The following is an 18,399-nucleotide window of genomic DNA, read 5'->3' as shown; positions in this document are numbered from 1 at the left end:
TTTAAAATTAAGGTTGAATAGTAAAGAGTTTTGGATCCACATTCTCCGGCCGGAAAGGCAAGGCTTTCAGATGATCTTTGGTGAGAACCTCAGCGTTTTCCGAACCGTAACGTTTCATGAACACGAGGATATCATCCGGCGGCGTGGTGGATTTTCTCAGCATCATATCAATCCAGACTCCCAAAGCTTCGGATGTCGCACAGTGGGTTCCATCCGGAAGATAAAATTGGTGAAGAAAACGATAAATTCCTCCATCTTCAGAGAATCCGTTGATTTCCAGGCTTACTTTTATTTCCTGATCAAGATAAATTTCCTTAAAAAAAGAATACTGTTCATGCAGAATCACCGGGCCAATTCCCCAGCGGTTCAGTTCGCTGAGACCCATTTTATTTTTTCCCATAAAAGACATTCTCGTTTGGGCACAGTATTCTACATAAGCAGAGTTGGCGAGGTGCTTGTTGGCATCAATATCACTCCAGCGCACTTCAAAAGTATGATAGTAAACAGACATATTTCAGATTTCTGCAAAGATAAAGATTTGGGAGGGAAGTGATCCGTGTATTAATTTTTTTATCAATCCACAAAAGAACTATGAAGCAATAAAAAAACATAAAAACTGTAACTCTTCCAATAAACCATTTTTTTTATTTCATTAAAAAAAGAGTTGTAATTGGTATATTTTTTATAAAACCTAATAACATCAATAGTTTTGAAAATACAGAGTAATAAACCAATTTCATCACCCAAATCCTATAAACCTCTTCCTCAAATCTTATAAAGCAAGCTTAGCCAAAATGTTTATTTTTGCTGAAACCCTATTGAAAACCCACTGAAAAAGATAGTAAAATACACGCTGATTGGCCTGGCCTCTCTTCTGGTGCTTATTGTTGGCCTGATTCTAAGCCTGCAGATTCCTGCTGTACAAAATTATGTGAAAGACCAACTCGTGGTGTATCTGGAAGAAAAAATCAAAACCGATGTGAGTCTTGAACGGGTATACATCGATTTCCCGAACAGCCTCGTGATGGAAAACCTCCACCTTCAAGGTCAGGAACTGGATACCCTGCTGTCCGTAAAAAAACTGGATGTCGGGCTTCATCTTCTGAAACTCATCAATTCCACCGCCGACCTTACCTCAATAGAAATGGAAGGCGTGCGCGCTCATGTAGTTCGCGATCAGGAAGGAAGATTCAATTTCGATTATATTCTGGACGCTTTCGCCACCGAAGATAAAGAAGAAAGCCCTTCCAAACCCTTCATTATTTCGCTGGATAAAATCCACCTGAAAGACATCGGCGTCATTTTTACTGATCTTCAGGCACAAAACGATATTCGTTTTCATTTTAATGAACTGAATACCCGAGTGCGAACTTTCGATCTGGAAAATAATAATTACGCGGTCAATAACATTGATCTCGACGGACTGAAACTGAAACTTCAGCAGGATCTCATAGAAGAAGTGGCGGAAGAAGTGGAAGAAACCATCGATTCCCTTAACCGGAAAAAACCAATGTCAATTGACTTGAACAGTGTAAAATTTACCAATTTTGATGTAGATTACGGCGATGACAATTCACGGGCTTCTGCAAAAGTGATCTTCAAAGAACTGAGCACAAAGATCAATAAAATTGATATTGAAAACAACGCTTTCGATATCGAAAACCTGAAACTGGCAGGAGCAAGAATCCGTTCGGACCTTTATCTTCCTTCCAGCAATAATTCCCAAACTCCGCCGGAAAATGCAGCAGATGAAACACAAAAACCCATGTCACTTTTATTGGGAAAACTGACTCTGGAAGACGTGCAGGTGGAGTACAACAATACCGCAGCCGCACCAGCCCGGCGCGGAACGGATTTCAATCACCTGAAGTTCAGTAATATCAACCTGAATCTGGAAGATTTCAAAATGGAAAACGGAACCTTTGCTGGAAGGGTAAACAGTGCTGAGATCCGGGAAAACCGCGGACTAAACATTCAGGAATTCAGAACCGATTTTGCTTACCGGGAAAAGCAGGCTTTCCTGAGAAACCTGTATTTACAAACTCCAAAAACGCTGCTTCGGGATGAGATCGTCCTGAATTACAATTCCATCGAACAGCTTTCAGAGAATCCGGGCTCTGTAAAGATTTCAGCGAATATCAGAAATTCTAAAATCGGATTTGCAGACCTTCTTACTTTTGCGCCCGACCTTAGAAACACTGCGCCGTTCAGCCAATATCCGAACGCAATCCTGAATCTGCACACCCGCATGAGAGGAACACTGAACGATCTTCATATCCAAACGCTTCAGCTTTCGGGTTTGGATCAAATGAAAGTGAACGCCTCAGGGAAGATCAGAAACGCGATGAATCCGGATCATTTGTCTTATGACCTCAACATCCGCGAGCTTTCTTCCGCTTCTAAAACGATTTATAATCTTGTTCCAAAAGGAACCATTCCTTCCAATATTACCCTTCCCTCTTTTTTCACCCTTTCCGGAAATGCGAAAGGAACTACGCAACAGGTGAACACCGAACTGAAACTGATTTCAACATTGGGTAATGCTACGGTCGATGCAGCAGTCGATATGCGCCGCAAAAATCAGGAATTGTACGATGTAAAAGCCAACCTGCAGAACCTGCAGATCGGCAGAATCACTCAGAATAAAGACCTCGGAATAGTGACGGCTCAGATTGCAGCGAAAGGCCGGAGTTTTGATCTGAACCAGGCCAATGCCGATGTAAAAGGAATCGTAAAAGAAGCGGATTATAACGGTTACCGATACCGGAATATGAATCTGGACGGAAGCATGAACCGTGGTGCGTACCGCCTGAACCTGGATTCCCGCGATCCGAATGCCAACCTGAAACTGGCCGCATCGGGAATATACAACGAAAACAATCCGTCCGTAAAAATAAACGGTGATATTGTCCGCCTGGATCTGAATAAACTCGGGTTCTATCAGGATCCGATGATTATCGCCGGAAAACTGGACGGGGATTTCACCAACCTGAACCCCGATTTCCTGAACGGTGAACTTCGCCTTCAGAATTTTGCCATTTCCGATACCAAAGATGTTTTTCCGCTGCAGGAAGTGTACCTGAACGCCGTTTCGACCGACAGCCTGAATCAGCTTACACTCCAGTCCCAAGTTGCCGATATTGAACTTTCAGGGAAATACAAAATGACCCAGATTTTCGGCGCCTTGCAGGAAACATTGAATCAGTATTATCAGTTTCAAAAACCCGGAACCCTACAAAAAACCGATCCAAATCAGCATTTCACTTTTAATGCCAGCATCAAAAACGATGATCTGATCCGCAGGTTTGTCCCCGATCTTAAAAGTTTTGAGACCATAACTTTGAACGGAAATTTTGATGCCGATTCCCGCAGACTGGAAGTGAACGGAAGCATTCCCCAACTCTTATACGGTGAAAATACCGTAGAGGATGCCTCGTTGCTTATCACCAATGAAAACCGGGCTTTACAGGTGAGAATGGACGTCGCAACTTTGCAGAGTGAAAGCTTTGCCCTGGATAAAATCAACATCAGCGGAGATGTAGCGGACAATACCATCCAATATTCTGTCACCACAAAAGATGAAAAAGACGTTACCCAATATCTGATTGCGGGAACAGCAGCTTCCGTCAGCTCAGCTACGGAAATTGCACTGAACACGGACGGTTTGAAATTAAATTATGACGACTGGACAGTGGCTCCGAACAATAAAATTGTGATCGGAGAACAGGGAATTTTTGCAGACAACTTCCGGATTTCAAATGCGGGAAGTGAAATCCTTCTTCAGTCTGAATCCATGGCAGGCAACAGTCCATTGAATGTTTCATTGAAAGATTTTAAAATTGAAACCCTCACCGAAATCATCAAAAAAGATTCTCTTCTGGCACAGGGCACCATCAACGGCACTGCACAACTTCGCAACCTGAACAGCAACATGACCTTTGTGTCCGATCTGGATATTACCAATCTTCTCGTGTATGGAAGCCCGGTCGGAAATCTGGATTTGAAAGTTAACAACACCACCGCCAATGTGCTGAATGCCGACGTTACCCTTTCCGGAAACAACAACGATGTGAAAATTCTGGGCGATTACAATACTTCTTCAGGAACGTTTGATCTGGATATGAATATGCGCCAACTGCAAATGCAGACAGTTCAGGGATTTTCGATGAATGCCGTCACCAATACCGAAGGCTATCTCTCCGGAAATATGAAAATCAAGGGAACGGTGGAGAATCCTGACCTTAACGGAAGCCTGAAATTCAATAACGCCGGACTGATGATTGCCCAAACCGGCAGCGACTTCCGGAATATTAATGATAAAATCGACTTCACCGGCCGTGGAATTGAATTCAACAGATTTAAAATCAATGATAAAGACGGAAACTCTTTAGTGATTGACGGACAAATCCTCACAGACACTTACCGTGATTTTAATTTTAACCTCGATGTGAATGCACAGGATTTCAAAGTGGTGAATTCTGAAAAATCCAATGATGCGATGATGTATGGAATTCTGGCTGTGGATGCGTCATTACAGGTTCGCGGAAATATGGATCTTCCCAGGGTGGACGGGAGAATTGCAGTTGCCGACAATACCAATTTCACTTTTATTATTCCTCAGTCCACACCTTCTTTGCAGGAGCGTGCAGGTATTGTGGAGTTTATTGACCAGGATCAGATCGCCCTTCAGGAAACCATCAAAGCAGATTCACTGGTTGCCGAAACAAAGATTCAGGGAATGGACGTGAATGTGAATATCGAAGTGGACAAAGAAGCCAAACTTTCCATTATTATCGATAAGGCTAACGGAGATTTCGTGGAACTTCAGGGCGAAGCGCAACTCACAGGGGGCATTGATCCTTCCGGCAAAACTACGCTGGTCGGCGTTTATGTTGTGGAAGAAGGAGCCTACGAACTTTCTGTCAGCATGCTGAAACGCCGGTTCGATATTGAAAAAGGAAGCACCATCACCTGGACGGGTGAACCCACCACCGCTGACCTCGACATCACCGCCGTGTACAAAACCGATGCAGCCCCCATCGATTTGCTGGAGCAGCAACTTTCTGGCAGGTCGGCAGAAGAAATGAACCAGTACAAACAGAGAATTCCGTTCAATACTTTACTGAAACTCAGCGGCGAACTCCTGAAACCTGTCATTACTTTCGATATTACAACCGATGAGGATAATGTGTCGGTATCCACTCAGGTGTTGGATGATACCAAAGCCAAACTGGCACAGTTGAAAAATGACGAAGCGGAAATGAACAAGCAGGTTTTTGCGTTATTATTGCTGAACCGCTTTATCGGCGAGAATCCTTTCCAGAGCGAAGCCGGCCTTTCTGCAGGAACTATGGTGCGGCAGAGTGTCAGTAAAATCCTGTCTCAGCAGCTGAATAATCTGGCTTCAGATCTTATTGAAGGGGTAGATCTGACCTTCGATTTGGAATCTTCCGAAGATTATACAAGCGGGGCCAGAAATACGAGAACCGATCTGGGTGTGGACATCAGCAAAAAACTGCTTGATGACAGATTGAAAGTTTCCGTAGGAAGCAATTTCGGACTGGAAGGCGATGCCCGCCAAAACGAAAACACCACCAACATTGCCGGCGATGTAACGGTTGATTATAGCCTCTCAAAAGACGGAAGGTATATGCTGAGAGCGTATCGAAAAAATGAATATCAGGTTGCCTTGCAGGGTCAGATCATAGAAACAGGAGTAGGATTTATCATCACCTTGGATTACAATAAATTCCGGGACATTTTCAGGAAAAAAGAAAGAAATAAAAACCGCCGGAATCATAATAAGAACAGTGTAGAATTTAAATAATGAAAAGAAATACTTTTACATTCAGCAAATATTTTCTTACTGCAGTTCTTGCAGGAATTTTCCTTTCGTGCAATACCAAATATCTCGCGGAAGGCGAAATGCTGTACACCGGAGCGGAAATCAATATCGTCAGCGATACAATAAAAAAGAAAGATAAAAAGGAACTGAAAGCTGCTCTGGAAGACAACCTGGTTCCGAAACCCAATACTTCTTTTCTGGGGCTCCGGCCTAAACTTTTCTTTTACAATATCACCAAGGAACCTGAAAAAGACAAAGGCTTCCGTTATTGGATGAAATACAAATTGGGCGAAGCACCCGTGCTCATCAGTGATGTAGACCGGGAATTCAACAAAGATATCATTGAAAATTATTCCGAGAACAAAGGATATTTCAATGTGAGAGCCACCTATGATACCGTATCCAAAAACAAAAAAGCCAAAGTGATCTACACGGTACATCCGGGTGCGCGATACCTCATCAGCAATGTCAGTTTTCCGGCAGATTCTTCAGTAATCAATCAGGAAATTCAGAAAACAACGGACAAAACATTCCTGAAAAAAGGAGATCCTTTCGATCTCGACATTATTAAAGCTGAAAGAGAAAGGATAGACAACAGCCTGAAGGAAAAAGGTTTTTATTACTTCCATCCGGACAACATCATCGTTCAGGCAGACAGTACCGTGAGCGAAAATCAGGAAGTGGAGTTGATTGTTAAACTGAAAGACAACACTCCTCCGCTGGCAACAGAACAGTTCAGAATCAATAATGTGATCGTTTTTTCTGACTATGACATCCGAAGAAGAGCCAACAGAACGTATGAAATTCCGATGCACTCGGATTCACTGACGACCCATATCTATAATGACATTTATGTGGTGGACCCTGATAAGAAATTCAAACCCATTATTTTCGACCGCGCTTTGTATTTTAAAAAAGGAGATTTATACAACAGAGCGGATCATAACCTCACGCTGAACCGCCTCATCAGTCTTGGGGTTTTTAAATTTGTCAAGAATGAATTTGTGGTTTCAGACTCACTCAATCATCAATTTGATGCCTATTATCTTTTGACTCCGAGAGAATTGCAGTCACTTCGCCTGGAAGCTTTGGGTAGAACCAATTCTGCCAATTATGCCGGAAGCGAAGTGAACCTCAACTGGACTCATCGCAATATCTTCCGCGGTGCCGAGCAGTTGAAAATCTCAACCTACGGCGCATTTGATGTTCAAATTGGCGGCCCGAAAGACGCTAACAACCTTTTCCGTGCCGGAGCGAATGCACAACTTTCCATCCCCAGAATTGTGGCCCCTTTCCGTTTTCAGTCTTCCAGTGCGTTCGTACCTCGAACCAATATTACCTTGGGCTACGAATTTCAGAACCGGACCAAGTATTATACGCTTAATAATTTCAACACTTCTTTCGGTTATGTCTGGAAAGAAAATGTTCGGAAAGAACATGATTTAAAATTGATCGATATTACTTTGGTACAACCGGCCAATGTCACACCGCTGTACGATTCTATTGCAGTAACACCTGCGCTGCGTCGGGTTGTGGAAAAGCAACTTATTTTCGGGCCGGTGTATACGTACACGTACACCAACACTATGCTTCCCAGAACCAATACCATTTATTACCGTGGAATGCTGGATCTTGCAGGGAACCTCGCCGGATTACTGTCCGGAGCCAATGCAAAAAACGGAAATCAGAAGGAAATTTTTGATATTCCTTTCAGCCAGTTTGCCAAGATGGAAAACGACTTCCGTTTCTATCATAAATTCACAGAAAAAACCTCCTTTGCCTCCAGAATTATTGCAGGAATCGCCTATCCCTACGGAAATTCAGAATATATTCCTTTCTCCCGACAGTTTTTTGCGGGTGGAAGCAACAGCATCCGGGCATTTCGGGCACGGACTTTAGGGCCGGGAAGCTACGATCCGCGAAACAATAACGGGTTTTACTTTGATCAGTCCGGTGATATTAAACTGGAATTAAATGCGGAATACCGTGCGAATATTGTCAGATTTTTGAACGTCGCAGCCTTTGCCGATGCCGGAAACATCTGGCTGGTGAACGAGGATACTTCACGCCCCGGAGCAAAATTTTCTAAAGACTGGTTGAGTGAAATCGCTGTAGGCGCGGGCGTCGGACTTCGTCTGGACTTTTCGATTCTTATTTTACGTCTGGATCTTGCCATGCCGCTCCGGGTTCCGTACTATGAAAAGGGCGACCGCTGGACTTTTGATAAAATCAATTTCGGAAGCAGCCAATGGCGCCGGGACAATCTTATCCTGAATATTGCCATCGGTTATCCTTTCTGATGCCGGCCAAAAGAATGAAAATTGTAAAAGAATCATCATGAAAAAAATTAAATTTTTATGGCCTGTTATTAAAGATACTTTTAAAGAGTGGAATAACTCCAACGCCTCTAAAGATGCGGCTGCATTGGCTTATTATGCTATATTTTCCATTCCGGGATTGTTGATTATTATCATCTGGATTGCCGGCGGTTTTTTTGGGGAAGAAGCTATTCGGGGTGAAATCAGCAAACAGATCAGCGGGTTGATGGGAAGCGATGTTTCTAAAAGTGTAGAAGACATGATTGCCGGAGCACTCATCGACAAAGAAAATATTTTTATGAAAATTGTCGGAATCGGTTCTCTGGTTTTTGGTGCCACCACTTTATTCTTCCAGCTGCAACGCTCCCTGAACGAGCTTTGGGATGTAGAACCAGCACCGAAAAAAGCACTGATAAAATTTCTTCTGGATCGTGCGAATTCTTTAGGAATGATCCTCATCTTAGGATTTCTGCTGATGATTACCATGATTCTATCTTCATTAATCAGTATTTTCAACAACTGGATTACACAATATTTTGGGCTCGAAACCTATCTGCTGGCAGAGTTTGTTAATTTTGCCGTTGCTTTCGGAGTCGTCACTTTTCTTTTTGCACTCATGTTCAAAGTGTTGCCCGATGTTGAACTAAGCTGGAAACCGGTTTGGAGAGGCGCACTCATGACGGCCGTTTTATTTACATTGGGTAAATTTCTCTTGAGTCTTTATTTCTCAGAATTCAAACCTACCTCTGCTTTTGGGACTGCCGGAACGGTCATTCTTATAATGATGTGGATTAATTATTCCTGCATGTTGGTCTTCTTCGGCGCGGAATTTACCAAACTATATTCCTACAAAAAGGGTTATCGCATCATCCCCTCACAACATGCAAAATGGAGCAAATTGAAAGCGTATAAAGAAGAATTGAAAGAAGAGGAAGAAGAATCCTGATCTTTTCTGACTATTTTCGGAACTTTGAGGCGTAATTTCAACGAATGAAAAAAAAAATCATTGTAGTCGGCGGCGGAGCAGCCGGATTTTTCTGCGCTGCAAATCTTGATGAAAAGAAGTATGAAGTAAAAATTCTGGAGCAGAATTCCGATGTTCTTCAGAAAGTAAAAATCTCCGGTGGCGGAAGGTGCAATGTAACACACGCTTGTTTCGATCCCAGAGATCTGGTGAAATTCTATCCCCGAGGTAATAAGGAATTGCTCAGCGTGTTCAGCAAATTTCAACCTGGTGACACGATGGAATGGTTCGCAAACAGAAATGTGCCGCTGAAAATAGAAAACGACAACCGGATATTTCCCGAAAGCAATTCTTCACAAAGCATTATCAATTGTTTTAAAAAAGAAATTCAGGAAAAGAACTTTGAAATTGTCACCAAAACGACCGTTCGGGAAATTCAGAAAACCGAAAATCAGTATCTGGTTAAAACCAATATCGGCGAATTCATCGCTGATTATATAATCTATACCACCGGAAGTTCACCGAAATCCCTGAAAATCCTGGAGAATCTCGGCCATAAAACCGTGCCTGCTGTTCCTTCGTTATTTACTTTTAATATTCATGATGAATTGTTGAATGAACTGCCCGGAACCAGTTTCGAATGGGCAGAAGTCTCGATTCCGAAACTGAAAATTGAGGAAAGCGGCCCGCTACTAATTACCCATTGGGGACTTTCTGGGCCGGCCATTCTTAAAATCTCTGCATGGAAAGCCCGTGAACTTTTTGACCTGAATTATCAGTTTGAAATAAAAGTGAACTTCAGTGCAGAAACCATAGAAGATGCCGAAATAATCTTCGCAGAATTTAAACAGCAACATCCCAAAAAGACCATCGGGCAAAGTAAAATATTCAATGTAACCCAACGTTTCTGGAATCAGCTTTTGGCAGTTTCACGGATAAACCCTGAAAAACAGGTGGCTCAGATTTCACAAAAAGAAATGAGAAGTTTGTTGGACCAACTCTGTCGGAAAACTTTTAAAGTAGAGGGAAAATCGACCTTTAAAGATGAATTTGTAACGGCAGGAGGCGTTGAACTGAAAGAAATTAATTTCAAAAACATGTCGTCCAAAATTCTGGAAAACTTCTATATCGCCGGCGAGGTCCTGAATATTGATGCCGTAACCGGCGGTTTCAACTTTCAGGCCTGCTGGAGCGAAGCATGGCTAATGGCTGAGGATTTGAATGGTTAGTGATATTTACCAAATATTTACTACTTTTAAAAAATGAAAAAAATATATCCCCTTTTGTTCGTTTTCTTAGGCCTTTTTGTATCCGCTCAGGAAACACCTGTAAAAACAGATTCTATTTACACTATGGTAGAAGAAAACGCCGAATTTCCCGGAGGTATAATTGAATTCCGTAAAGCAATAACAAACGGTTTTGATGCGTCAAAAATTCGTGGTAGCGGCAGCTTATCTTGTGAAGCTACTTTTGTCATCGATCGAGAAGGAAAAATTTCCGACATCCAATATACGGGGAATGCTTCATTGGGAAAAGAAATCGTACGCACCTTATCCACAATCAAAACGCGGTGGCGTCCCGCCAAAATTAATGGAGAGCCGGTGAAATTCATGTTCAGATTCCCTATCACCATGAACTTTCAATAATATTACCTCCCGATCATTTTTTTAATCGCATTCAGTTTCATCAGTGCTTCAATAGGAGTAAGGGTATTGATGTCGATTTTGGTAAGTTCCTCGCGGATATTTTCCAGAACGGGATCATCCAGCTGAAAGAACGAAAGTTGCAAATTTTCCTCTGTGATCTTTTTAATGTTTTCTTTGGAACTCCCTTGAGTACGGCTTTCTTCCAGTGTTTTCAGGATCTCATTTGCACGGTTCACCACTTTTGCCGGCATTCCTGCCAGCTTGGCAACGTGAATTCCGAAACTGTGCTCGCTCCCGCCCTGAACGAGTTTTCTTAAAAAAATGATGTTCCCTTTGTTCTCCTGAATAGAAACGTGAAAATTCTTGATTCTTTCGAAATTCAGCGTCATTTCATTCAGTTCATGATAATGGGTAGCGAAAAGGGTTTTCGCCTGCGTAGGATGCTGATGCAGATATTCGGCAATGGCCCACGCAATGGAAACACCGTCGTAGGTTGAAGTTCCGCGCCCAATTTCATCCAGCAGAATAAGGCTTCGTTCCGAAATATTATTGAGAATATTGGCCGCTTCATTCATTTCTACCATAAAGGTTGATTCGCCCGCAGAAATATTATCGCTGGCACCAACCCGGGTGAAGATTTTATCCAAAACCCCGATCTCCGCATGCTTTGCGGGAACAAAACTTCCTACCTGCGCCAGCAGACAAACCAATGCAGTCTGACGAAGAATTGCGGATTTACCCGCCATATTCGGGCCTGTCACCATAATGATTTGCTGCGAATCCCTGTCCAGATAAATATCATTCGGAATATATTTTTCTCCTAAAGGCAGCGCATTTTCAATAATCGGATGCCGGGCTTCCCTCAAATCTATCGCAAAACCATCGTTCAAGATCGGCTTTGTATAACTTTCTGAAACTGCCAATTCGCTGAAACCTACCGCGACGTCCAGCTGCGCAATAAGATGGGCATTTTCCTGAATCTGATCCATATAATTCATCACATTTTCGCAAATACTGCGATAAAGTTGATGCTCCAGAACAGAAATCTTCTCTTCAGCACCCAAAATCTGGGTTTCGTATTCTTTTAGTTCTTCAGTAATGTAGCGTTCGGCATTCACCAACGTCTGTTTGCGGATCCAATCGGAAGGAACTTTGTCTTTGTGAGCGTTTCTGACTTCAATATAGTAGCCGAATACATTGTTAAAATCAATTTTAAGCGAAGAAATTCCGGTGCGTTCTACTTCACGCCGGCACATTTCCTCCAGAAACCCCTTGCCTTTTGTCTGAAGGTTTCGCAAACGGTCGAGTTCCTCATTCACTCCTTCTCTGATCACGTTTCCTTTAGACAGGCTTACAGGAAGTTCTTCATGGAGATGAGAGCTCAAAAAGCTAATGACTTCCGAAAGATCGTTTAGAGGCTGAAGCCAGGCCAAAAGATCATGATGAGGTTTCAGTTTTTCCTTGATTTCTTTGATTGCAATTAAGCTTTGCCGCAGATAACCTAATTCTTTCGGTGAAAGTTTTTCCGCAGCCAGTTTTCCCATCAGCCGGTCCAGATCTGATATAGATTTCAGCAGATTATAAATTTCAAACTTCAGAAAATCTTCATTGTTGAAAAACTCAATCAGTGAAAGCCTTCTGTTGATTTCATCTACATTTTTCAGCGGAAGAATCATTCTTCTCCTTAAAAGCCTTCCGCCCATCGGGGTGGCCGTTTTATCCACAATATTGAGCAGGCTTTTCCCATCTTTGCTGGATGGATAAACAATTTCAAGATTGCGCAGTGTAAAATTATCCATCATCAGGAAATCATCCTGAGGTATGCGCTGAATCTTCGTGATATGCGACAACAATTTATGATGTGTATCTTCCACCAGATAAGCGAAAATAGCACCAGCAGCGGTAATTCCCAATTGCATTTCTTCAATCCCAAATCCTTTTAATGAATTGGTTTTAAAATGGCCGGTGAGTTTTTCAGATGCATATTGATGCTGAAAAGCCCAGTCTTCCAGCTTGAAGGAATTCTTGTTTTTCAACGGTAAAGGGAGTTCTTTTGTTCTCTGGTAAATGATTTCGCTGGGATCGAAAGTGTGTGCTACATGAAGCAGTTTTTCCAGATTTCCTTCTGAAACTAAAAATTCACCGGTAGAAATGTCAATTAATGCAAAACCGTATTTTTCTTTTTCCTTATGAACGGAAAGCAGAAAGTTATTGGTTTTGGAATTTAAAACCTGATCATTGAAAGTCACGCCAGGTGTCACCAGTTCTGTAACGCCTCTCTTCACAATACCTTTTACCGTTTTTGGATCTTCCAACTGATCGCAAATGGCTACGCGAAGCCCTGCCCGAACAAGTTTTGGCAAATAAGAATCAATGGAATGGTGCGGAAATCCAGCAAGTTCAATGTGAGAATCACCGTTATTTCTTTTGGTCAAAACAATTCCCAGAATCTGTGAAGTTTTGATGGCATCTGTACCGAAGGTTTCATAGAAATCCCCAACTCTGAAGAGCAGCAAAGCATCAGGATATTTCGCCTTGATGGTGTTGTACTGCGTCATTAACGGGGTTTCTTTCTTTGCTTTTGCCATGGGGTTATTTCTCACAAATTTCAAAGATTTCACAAATGATATTATTAAAATTTGTGACTGCTTTGATTTTGATTCTCACAGATTGCACGGATTTTACCAGATGGATTTGATTAAATTTTTCTGTACGCCGTGACAAAACTTTGTGACTTGGGGTTTAAAAATTAATTTTGCCAAAAATACGAAAATGTCAACCACCAAAAAACTGAAACTCGAGGAACTGGGAAGAATCGATGTGGAAACCTTTAAACAAACGGAGAAAATCCCGCTGATTGTAGTTTTGGATAATGTTCGGAGTATGCATAATGTAGGTGCTGTTTTCCGGACTGCTGATGCCTTTATCATAGAAAAAATTGTTCTGTGTGGAATTACACCGGTTCCGCCGCACCGTGAAATTCATAAAGCTGCACTGGGAGCTACGGAAAGTGTAGACTGGATTTTTGAAAAGGAAATCTCAACGGCACTTCAGAATTTAAAAAAAGAAGGTGTGGAAATTATCGGGATTGAACAAACCACCAACAGCCAAAATATTGACGATTTCAGTATTCAGAAAAATAAGAAATACGCCCTGGTGCTGGGAAATGAAGTGGAAGGATTATCCGATGAAGCTTTCAAGAGTTATGATGCTTTCCTCGAAATCCCTCAATTGGGAACCAAACATTCGCTGAATGTTTCGGTGTGTGCCGCAATCGCGATGTGGGAGTTTTTCAAAAAGCTGAAATAATACAAAACACGACTCATATTTAAAGAAAACCTCATTTTCTTTTCTAATATTTCACTATTTCTCAAAATGTTCTTTCTGTAATTTTTAGTATTTTAGCATAATGTTTATTAAAGATTATGTTTCGAAAGATTATCCGGCATTCAGTACTTCAGATTCGATAGAAGAAGCTTCGGAAATTGCCAAAGAATTTGGATATTCTCATATTTTCATAAAAAAGAAAGGAATTTATTGTGGTGCGCTGAGCCAGAGTTTTTTAGAAGAAAGCCCGGAAGGCAGCCTGAGCACGCTGGAACTCCATTATGAGAAATTTGCCATTATGGAAGACGGAAGTATTCTGGATACTGTGAAACTCTTTCATATTTTTAATGCCAATGTAGTTCCTGTGATCGGTAAAACCGAAAAATATCTGGGGTACATTTCCTGCGACGACGTCTTTACTGAATTTTCCAAATATCCACTTTTCTCTGAAAATGGTGCAATACTGACGGTGCAAACGACTTCCAAGCACTACTCTTTCACGGAAATTGCAAAAATAGTAGAGGAGAATAATGCGAAAATTTACGGTTGTTTTGTGAGTGCCATTCATGAAGATAATTTCTGGCTAACATTGAAAATAAGCGGTGATTCCCTGAGTTCTGTAGATGAAACTTTCGAAAGATATGGCTACAATGTCGTTCAAAAACATTATATTGACGAAAAAGAAGACCTGCTGAAAGACCGATTTGATTTTTTCCAAAAATACCTTGAATTTTAATCTGATTTCTATGAAAGTTGCTATCTATACGCAGAAAACTGATCTGGATACTTTCTTCTACCTCAGCAAATTCATTTCAGAGTTGGACGAAAGAAAGGTAACACCCGTGCTTCATGCCGAAATTGCAATGCAGTTTTCAAAAAATATAGAATCCTTTTCCTCCAAAGAAGATTTATTGGATAAAAAGGTAGATCTTTTTTTCACTTTTGGCGGCGATGGAACTTTGGTTACCTCACTTTTATTTGTTCAGGATAGCGAAATTCCGATTGTAGGTGTGAATACGGGACGGTTAGGTTTCCTGGCAAGTTTTACAAAAGAGCAGGTTTTCTTGGAACTGGACAGCTTGCTGAAAGGAAAATATAAAATTTCCAAAAGATCCGTCATCGAAATTGTATCTCCCAAAATACCTTCTTTTTTTCCGTTTGCGCTGAATGATATCACGATTTCCAGAAAAGAAACCACTTCTATGATAACGGTGGAGAGTTATATTAATGATGAATTCCTGAACGTTTTCTGGGGTGATGGCGTCATTATTTCTACGCCGACAGGCTCTACAGCGTATTCCCTGAGTTGCGGCGGCCCTATTATCTCTCCAGAAAATGAAAATTTTGTCATCACGCCTATTGCGCCTCACAATCTGAACGTACGGCCTCTTATTGTAAATGATCATTCAGAATTTCGTCTTCTGGTCGACAGCCGGGTATCCCAGTTTTCACTTTCATTAGATTCCCGTTTGGTACATGTAAATACCGAAACCGAGCTCATTATCAGAAAAGCACAGTTCAAGATTTTGCTGATCCAGCCCGACAACCTCAGTTTTTATGAAACCATTCGCCAAAAACTGCTTTGGGGAAAAGATAAAAGGAACTGAGAGCCCGTTTCTTTTGTTTCAAATTCCTTAACTTTACGGAATATTTAATAACCCAAAAATTTCAACATTAAAAAGTAAAAATTATGAGTAGAATGTTCCCGGCAGGTGTTGCCACAGGTCAAATGGTTTCCGACATTTTTGAGTATGCTAAAGAAAATAAATTTGCGCTTCCCGCTGTGAATGTCATTGGCTCCAGCAACGTGAATGCCACTATGGAAACAGCAGCCAAACTGAACTCGCCTGTTATTATTCAGTTTTCCAATGGCGGTGCAGCTTTCAACGCCGGCAAAGGCTTGAGTAACGATGGACAAAAATCTGCCATTCTGGGCGGAATTGCCGGTGCAAAACATATTCACACACTTGCAGAAGCGTACGGAGCAACCGTGATTCTTCATACCGACCATTGCGCTAAAAAACTTCTTCCATGGATTGACGGACTAATGGATGCCAACGAAGAATTCTACAAACAAACCGGAAAATCTCTTTATTCTTCTCACATGTTGGATCTTTCTGAAGAAAGCATCGAAGAAAACATGGATATTTCCTGTAAATATTTTGAAAGAATGGCGAAAATGCAGATGACTCTTGAAATAGAACTTGGCGTAACCGGTGGCGAAGAAGATGGTGTGGACAACACAGGCGTTGATTCGTCAAAACTGTACACACAACCTGATGAAGTAGCCTACGCTTATGAAAGACTGAAAGCCATTTCCCCTCATTTCACTGTAGCTGCTGCTTTCGGAAACGTGCACGGTGTTTATAAGCCCGGAAACGTAAAACTAACGCCTGAAATTCTTCATAATTCACAAAAATTTGTTCAAGAAAAATTCGGAACCGGCGAAAAGCCAATCAACTTTGTATTCCACGGAGGATCTGGATCTTCATTGGAAGAAATCCGCGAAGCAATTGATTATGGTGTGATTAAAATGAATATTGATACCGATTTACAATTTGCTTATACGGAAGGAATCCGCGATTATATGGGTGAAAAAGGAGAGTATCTAAAATCGCAGATCGGCAATCCTGAAGGTGACGATAAGCCGAATAAGAAGTTCTATGACCCGAGAGTCTGGATCAGAAAAGGCGAAGAAACCTTCAATACGAGACTTGTACAAGCGTTTGAAGATCTGAACAACATCAATACACTCAAGTAATTTTAGATTAAAGATTATAAAATCGGATTTATTGCAGGAAATTTGACTTTAACCGTTAAATTTGCAGTCTCAAAAATTTATAGTCTACGATTTTCAATGTAAAATTTCAAAACATGGCATTCGACTGGTTTAAAAGAAAAGCAAAAAATATCACTACTTCCACCGAAGACAAAAAAGATGTTCCGAAAGGGCTTTGGCATCAGACTCCTTCAGGAAAAATTGTGGAGCACGAAGAATTGAAGCGCAACAATTATGTTTCGCCGGAAGATGGATTTCACGTTAGAATTGGCAGTAATGAATTTTTTGATATGCTGTTTGATAACCAGAAATTTACGGAGTTGGATGCAGGAGTTGAAAGTGTGGACATGCTGGATTTCAAAGACACTAAATCTTACACAGACCGGCTAAAAGAAGTAAAAGCAAAAACCAAACTTACCGATTCTATCAGAAATGCAACCGGAAAAGTGAACGGCACCGAAATGGTGATTTCCTGTATGGATTTCTCTTTCATTGGTGGCTCTTTAGGTTCTGTGATGGGCGAGAAAATCCGAAGAGCGGTAGATTATTGTATAAAGCACAAACTTCCGTACATGATTATATGCCAGTCCGGAGGTGCAAGAATGCAGGAAGCAACGTACTCGCTGATGCAATTGGCTAAAGTTCAGAGTAAGCTGGCGCAACTTTCAGAAGCAGGCTTGCCATATATTGCATATCTCTGCGACCCGACTTTCGGAGGAATTACCGCTTCATTTGCCATGACGGCTGATATTATTATGGCAGAACCCGGTGCACTGATCGGTTTTGCCGGGCCAAGAGTGATTCGGGAAACCATAGGACGCGATTTGCCGGAAGGTTTTCAAACTTCAGAATTTATCCAGGATAAAGGTTTTGTAGATTTTATTGTGAAAAGAACAGAAATAAAAGAAACTGTTTCCAAAACAGTGAACCTGCTGTACGGAACCTGAAAAACAACCTATAAATAAGTCATCTCTCCTCTCATCAAAGGAGAGATTTCTTTTATGAGAAAAATAGCAAAAATAATATTCAACACGCTGGGGACCCTGAGTTTGAAGAAAATAATCAAGCTGCTCTCCTTAGTGCTTCCACACCCTCTTTTTGCTATATTAAGCTTTTATGCAACGATAAAAAGTTTCACATTGGCTCAGAAACATTTCCCCAAAACCAATTCTAATGATGGTATTGGCAACGCTTTCCGGCACGCACTGTGGTGTTGTTTGATAATGATGTACTGCTGCAAAATTTCCTCGCCCGAAAAATCTTTGAAATGGTGTAAAAAAATGACGGATCTTCACGAAGAACTGTTTCCGAATGAACCGCTGCAAGCCCAGATGGATCTGCATAATAATAAAGTAGGAATGAATCTTTTTATGGAGCTGCTTCCCGGAATTCACCGGCAATTTTTTGAAACCGGATTTTTTATAGACGTTTTGCTAAAAAAAACTAAAACTGCTGTAGTATTAAAACATCCAGACGAAAATCACGGCAACGAACTGGTGTATCTGGAATAAAAAATTAAG

Annotated in this window: 13 protein-coding genes; 11 read left to right on the top strand and 2 right to left on the bottom strand. The window is 41.4% G+C overall.

All coding sequences use genetic code 11. From position 1 onward, the window contains the following. Positions 1-7: 7 nt before the first annotated feature. Positions 8-511 (bottom strand): acyl-CoA thioesterase, encoded by a 504-nt coding sequence (locus DQ356_RS05085; protein WP_114303388.1) that lies wholly within the window; start codon positions 509-511, stop codon positions 8-10. A gap of 318 nt (positions 512-829) precedes the next feature. Between DQ356_RS05085 and DQ356_RS05080 the strand changes: the two genes are divergently transcribed. The 5 genes from DQ356_RS05080 to DQ356_RS05060 are packed head-to-tail and all read left to right on the top strand — an operon-like array spanning position 830 to position 10,773. Continuing rightward, positions 830-5,827, top strand: a complete 4,998-nt coding sequence (locus DQ356_RS05080; protein ID WP_228420651.1) for a translocation/assembly module TamB domain-containing protein — start codon at positions 830-832, stop codon at positions 5,825-5,827. After that, a complete protein-coding gene (gene tamL, locus DQ356_RS05075) occupies positions 5,827-8,145 on the top strand; it encodes a translocation and assembly module lipoprotein TamL (RefSeq protein ID WP_114303387.1) in 2,319 nt (772 codons plus the stop codon). Before DQ356_RS05080 ends, tamL begins: the two co-directional genes overlap by 1 nt. 34 nt (positions 8,146-8,179) lie before the next feature. After that, positions 8,180-9,109, top strand: coding sequence for a YihY/virulence factor BrkB family protein (locus DQ356_RS05070; RefSeq protein ID WP_114303471.1), 930 nt, complete (start codon positions 8,180-8,182; stop codon positions 9,107-9,109). 44 nt (positions 9,110-9,153) lie between these two features. After that, positions 9,154-10,356, top strand: a complete 1,203-nt coding sequence (locus DQ356_RS05065) for a BaiN/RdsA family NAD(P)/FAD-dependent oxidoreductase (protein WP_114303386.1) — start codon at positions 9,154-9,156, stop codon at positions 10,354-10,356. Positions 10,357-10,389: 33 nt separating this feature from the next. Beyond that, positions 10,390-10,773 carry an energy transducer TonB gene (locus tag DQ356_RS05060; RefSeq protein ID WP_114303385.1) on the top strand — a complete coding sequence of 128 codons (384 nt, stop codon included), beginning with the start codon at positions 10,390-10,392 and terminating at the stop codon, positions 10,771-10,773. 2 nt (positions 10,774-10,775) lie between these two features. Here the strand turns inward: DQ356_RS05060 and mutS are convergent, their stop codons facing one another. Beyond that, positions 10,776-13,361 carry a DNA mismatch repair protein MutS gene (gene mutS, locus DQ356_RS05055; RefSeq protein WP_114303384.1) on the bottom strand — a complete coding sequence of 862 codons (2,586 nt, stop codon included), beginning with the start codon at positions 13,359-13,361 and terminating at the stop codon, positions 10,776-10,778. A gap of 184 nt (positions 13,362-13,545) precedes the next feature. On the opposite strand from mutS, the gene DQ356_RS05050 reads away from it, so the two are divergent. From DQ356_RS05050 to DQ356_RS11435, 6 genes are all read left to right on the top strand, one after another. Further along, the gene (locus DQ356_RS05050; protein WP_114303470.1) at positions 13,546-14,082 is read left to right on the top strand and encodes an RNA methyltransferase; all 537 of its coding nucleotides are present in this window, start codon (positions 13,546-13,548) and stop codon (positions 14,080-14,082) included. A gap of 100 nt (positions 14,083-14,182) precedes the next feature. Beyond that, complete coding sequence (locus DQ356_RS05045) at positions 14,183-14,836, top strand: CBS domain-containing protein (protein WP_114303383.1); 654 nt, start codon at positions 14,183-14,185, stop codon at positions 14,834-14,836. A 10-nt stretch (positions 14,837-14,846) separates the two neighbouring features. Further along, the gene (locus DQ356_RS05040) at positions 14,847-15,707 is read left to right on the top strand and encodes an NAD kinase (protein WP_114303469.1); all 861 of its coding nucleotides are present in this window, start codon (positions 14,847-14,849) and stop codon (positions 15,705-15,707) included. An 83-nt stretch (positions 15,708-15,790) separates the two neighbouring features. Then, positions 15,791-16,861 (top strand): class II fructose-bisphosphate aldolase, encoded by a 1,071-nt coding sequence (fbaA, locus tag DQ356_RS05035; protein ID WP_114303382.1) that lies wholly within the window; start codon positions 15,791-15,793, stop codon positions 16,859-16,861. Positions 16,862-16,974: 113 nt separating this feature from the next. Continuing rightward, positions 16,975-17,826, top strand: coding sequence for an acetyl-CoA carboxylase, carboxyltransferase subunit beta (accD, locus tag DQ356_RS05030; protein ID WP_114303381.1), 852 nt, complete (start codon positions 16,975-16,977; stop codon positions 17,824-17,826). Positions 17,827-17,880: 54 nt separating this feature from the next. Next, complete coding sequence (locus DQ356_RS11435; protein ID WP_114303380.1) at positions 17,881-18,390, top strand: DUF6973 domain-containing protein; 510 nt, start codon at positions 17,881-17,883, stop codon at positions 18,388-18,390. Positions 18,391-18,399: the final 9 nt, after the last annotated feature.

The sequence above is a fragment of the Chryseobacterium lacus genome, from assembly GCF_003336205.1.
GTDB classification, from domain to species: Bacteria; Bacteroidota; Bacteroidia; order Flavobacteriales; family Weeksellaceae; genus Chryseobacterium_A; species Chryseobacterium_A lacus.
This window is presented reverse-complemented; position numbering and strand designations above follow the sequence as displayed.